The organism is Gluconobacter thailandicus F149-1 = NBRC 100600 (assembly GCF_000964465.1).
GTDB classification, from domain to species: Bacteria; Pseudomonadota; Alphaproteobacteria; order Acetobacterales; family Acetobacteraceae; genus Gluconobacter; species Gluconobacter thailandicus.
Map to the genome: position 1 here is coordinate 1 of NZ_BANH01000128.1, position 242 is coordinate 242.

Consider the following 242-nt stretch of genomic DNA (forward strand, 5'->3'; position numbering starts at 1 on the left):
GCCTCGAACCAGTTTCGAGAAGCTTTATGGGACAGAGGCTCGCGCCCGGTTATCCCGCCGAAACGCAACCAGGCTCCGGTCGCCTGCCCCAAATGGGCCTATCGGCACCGACATCTCGTCGAAAACTTCTGGGCTCGTCTTAAGGAATGGAGGGCGGTTGCTACAAGATACGAGAAAACCGCCGCTTCCTTCATGGCCATCATCTGCATCGCAGCAACCGCAGATTATCTCAAGACCTAGGT

At 56.6% G+C, this 242-nt stretch carries 1 protein-coding gene; it reads left to right on the forward strand.

All coding sequences use genetic code 11. The annotated features are described in order from the left end of the window. Positions 1-240 (forward strand): IS5/IS1182 family transposase (locus tag B7444_RS16050; RefSeq protein ID WP_048855243.1); only part of this gene is annotated, 240 nt, incomplete at its 5' end. Positions 241-242 lie beyond the last annotated feature (2 nt).